Genomic DNA, 3079 nt, shown 5'->3' with positions numbered 1-3079 from the left:
TTGGACAGGACATTGACCTTCCTACTAATTATAAGGATTTTTTTATGTGTATTAAAGGTTATATTTAACATTAGTGTCAATTACTAGGTTATATCTTCGGGTTGACAATAATTAATTTTATTTATGCAACGCTAGTGTAGTTTCCTTAACTACAAAAAAACTGGCCTAAGCCAGTCTATGCAATCACTTCATGGTATTTAAAATAAGTCGAGAGTTTGGAATCCACATGATCCTTCCATCCCTCTAATGGCACATTCAACTTCTTCAAAATTTTATAGGCATTAACCCATGCGCTCATTTCAGCAGTAATTCGATAAGACCAGTCATTCAGCCATTTTTCATAGTCGAGTTCGCCATTAACAAAATCAATACAATGGCCAATCTCATGAGCAAAAGCATATACATTTTCCAGTGTAGTCGATAATGGAATCGTTATGGACATGTTAGGATTAAAATTGATTTTCTTCTTAGAATCATAAATCACCTTGCAGTTCAACTTCTCCGCCTCTTCTACTAAAAGTAAAAAAGTGCCATACGTAACCATACATTTTCCCCTTTTATCTTTATAGTTTTTCTCTCTATTATATCGGTTATTTTAAAAAAATATACACTTATTCAAAATATTCAGAAATAAACTATTTGCAGATAGGACATCTTTTGCTGGCATATCATGATAAAAGGTACCTTAAGTTGGAGGATGATTATATATGAAAATACATGTCGTAAGACCGGGAGACACTTTATGGGGGATTTCACAAGGCTATCAAACTGCCATAAACCAGATTATTTTAGTGAATGAAATGGATAACCCCAATGTTTTAGTGGTTGGACAGTCACTTGTAATTCCGGAAACTAACCGGGAGTATGTCGTCCAGCAGGGTGACAGCTTATGGGCGATCGCCTCCCGTTACGGGGTGACAGTTCAGGAGCTCGCTGCCTATAACAATATCGCGGACCCTTCGCTGATTTTTGTTGGCCAAATGCTTCAGATGCCATATCTAATGCATTCCATCCAGTCTGGCGAAACCATGTGGGCGATTGCCCAGAAATACGGGGTGACTGTGAACCAAATAGCAGCGGCCAACAATATTTCTAATCCAGCAGTCATTTATCCTGGTGGGGTTCTGAGGATTCCGGCTCAAAAGCCTGTGATTGAAGTGAACTCTTATATAACGAGAATGGATGATACAGGCAGAAGAAATGTTCTTTCACGTGGGCATCTTTTCACATATCTTGCTCCTTTTTCCTATAAGATGGGTGAAGATGGCTCACTCCTGAATCTACAGGATACAAATGTTCTTCAAGCGGCAAATATGACCAACACGTCCCCATTGTTGACAATTACTAATGAAGCTGATGGATCGTTCAGTTCAGACAGAGCAGCCGCCATCTTGCGGAATCCAGCCGTCCAGGACACATTGTTAACCAATATCCTTGCTAAAATGAAGGAAAAAGGATATACCGGCTTGAATATCGATTTCGAATACGTCTATCCGGAAGACCGTGAAAACTATAATAACTTTTTACGAAAAGCCGTTGCACGCTTGCATCCTGAAGGCTATACAGTCTCGACTGCACTGGCCCCAAAACAAAGAGCCGATCAGGAAGGTTTGCTATATGAAGCCCATGATTACGATGCGCACGGGGAAATTGTTGATTTTGTCGTCATCATGACATATGAATGGGGCTGGTCAGGCGGCAGGCCATGGGCAATCGCGCCGATCAATGAAGTTAGGAAAGTGTTGGACTATGCTGTAACAGCCATTCCACGTGATAAAATCTTAATGGGTGTCCCTTTATACGGAAGAGACTGGCGCATCCCATGGGTGCAAGGAACCTATGCTCGAACAGTCAGCCCAAAAGGAGCAGTAGAGCTTGCCGCGCAACAGGGCGTCAATATCCAATATAATGAAACGTACCAATCCCCATTTTTCCGCTATACCGACGCAGACGGCCAGCAGCATGAAGTCTGGTTCGAAGATGCGAGGAGTGTTCAGGCAAAGTACGATACCGTGAAAAATTATGGATTGCGTGGAGTCAGCTTCTGGACATTAGGACCATCATTTCCTCAAAACTGGCCAGTGCTGCACAATAACTTTAGGGTTAAGAAGCTGTAAATATGAAAAATCCTGCGATCAGTGGAGTCGCAGGATTTTTAGATGCCATCAAATATAGACCTCGCAAGGAACCTGAACAAATAGAAAAGCAACCGGAATGGAAGAATAATCAATTCTGGAACCCAAAACAGAACATCAAAAACGAAATCCCAAAAAGTATAGCTGCCATCCTGCTTCTTCTTCCTTCACTTTTCTGACCGCTTTTCTACAAACATCGAGGGTTCCTCCTATTTATTGTTGCATTCTTCGCAAATAATTTTACCCTGATACTGGATAAAGGCTTTGATCTCCGTCATCCCCTTGGATTTCGGATACTTCATCTTAACGAAAATCTCTTCATTAGCTTGGATTTCTTTCTTGCATACCGAGCAATGTGGCGTAATTTTGAACATGATCTTCACCTCGGTTTTAAATACGTTTTTTCTAACAAAAAAGTTTCAACTGTTTATCAAAATGGAAGCCTTTAACCTAGACTGGATTCTCAACTGGTATTATATTCGTTGCAACTGGTATTATATCTATTCCAACTGGTATTATCTTTGTTCAAACTGGTATTAAGTTCATGCTAACTGGTATTAAATAACCGGATTTATCACAAGTGCTATCTCTTGTACTAAACTAATGTTGCATTTCTTCCAATCAATCAAAAAACCTTTCTATTGGTTTTAAAATCACTCCAACCGTTGATAAATTCTGGCTAACCGTTGATAAAACGGCTACAACCGTTAATATATTTCCTCTAACCGTAAAAAAAACTTCCACAACCGTTAATATGTTCTCTCTAACAGTTAAAACCGCTGTAACAATCCACTAATACCATTAGCATCATTAAAACCCTGACCAAAATTGGCCAGGGTTTTATCAATTTAATAAATATCCTGCCTGATAAACACAGCAAACGAAACAATTAACGCTGCCAGTCCCCACACGGTCAAGACCACAAGCGAAAACCCGAGTGTCAT

General features: G+C 40.0%; 4 protein-coding genes. 2 read left to right on the top strand and 2 right to left on the bottom strand.

Annotated features, from left to right (window positions below; all coding sequences use genetic code 11):
- Positions 1 to 175: 175 nt before the first annotated feature.
- Positions 176 to 544, bottom strand: a complete 369-nt coding sequence (locus ACH0QE_RS11490) for a hypothetical protein (protein ID WP_215030914.1) — start codon at positions 542 to 544, stop codon at positions 176 to 178.
- Positions 545 to 707: 163 nt separating this feature from the next.
- Between ACH0QE_RS11490 and ACH0QE_RS11485 the strand changes: the two genes are divergently transcribed.
- Entirely contained in the window at positions 708 to 2117 is a 1410-nt protein-coding gene (locus ACH0QE_RS11485) for a LysM peptidoglycan-binding domain-containing protein (protein WP_415800818.1), read from the top strand.
- A 2-nt stretch (positions 2118 to 2119) separates the two neighbouring features.
- The gene (locus ACH0QE_RS11480; protein ID WP_415800817.1) at positions 2120 to 2314 is read left to right on the top strand and encodes a hypothetical protein; all 195 of its coding nucleotides are present in this window, start codon (positions 2120 to 2122) and stop codon (positions 2312 to 2314) included.
- A gap of 30 nt (positions 2315 to 2344) precedes the next feature.
- On the opposite strand, the gene ACH0QE_RS11475 is transcribed toward ACH0QE_RS11480, so the two are convergent.
- A complete protein-coding gene (locus tag ACH0QE_RS11475; protein ID WP_415800816.1) occupies positions 2345 to 2509 on the bottom strand; it encodes a Fe3+ hydroxamate ABC transporter substrate-binding protein in 165 nt (54 codons plus the stop codon).
- Between the last annotated feature and the right edge of the window lie 570 nt (positions 2510 to 3079).

Source organism: Mesobacillus sp. (assembly GCF_047739415.1).
GTDB lineage: Bacteria > Bacillota > Bacilli > Bacillales > Cytobacillaceae > Mesobacillus.
Note: the sequence above shows the minus strand (reverse complement) of the source record. Positions and strands in the feature narration are given on the sequence as shown.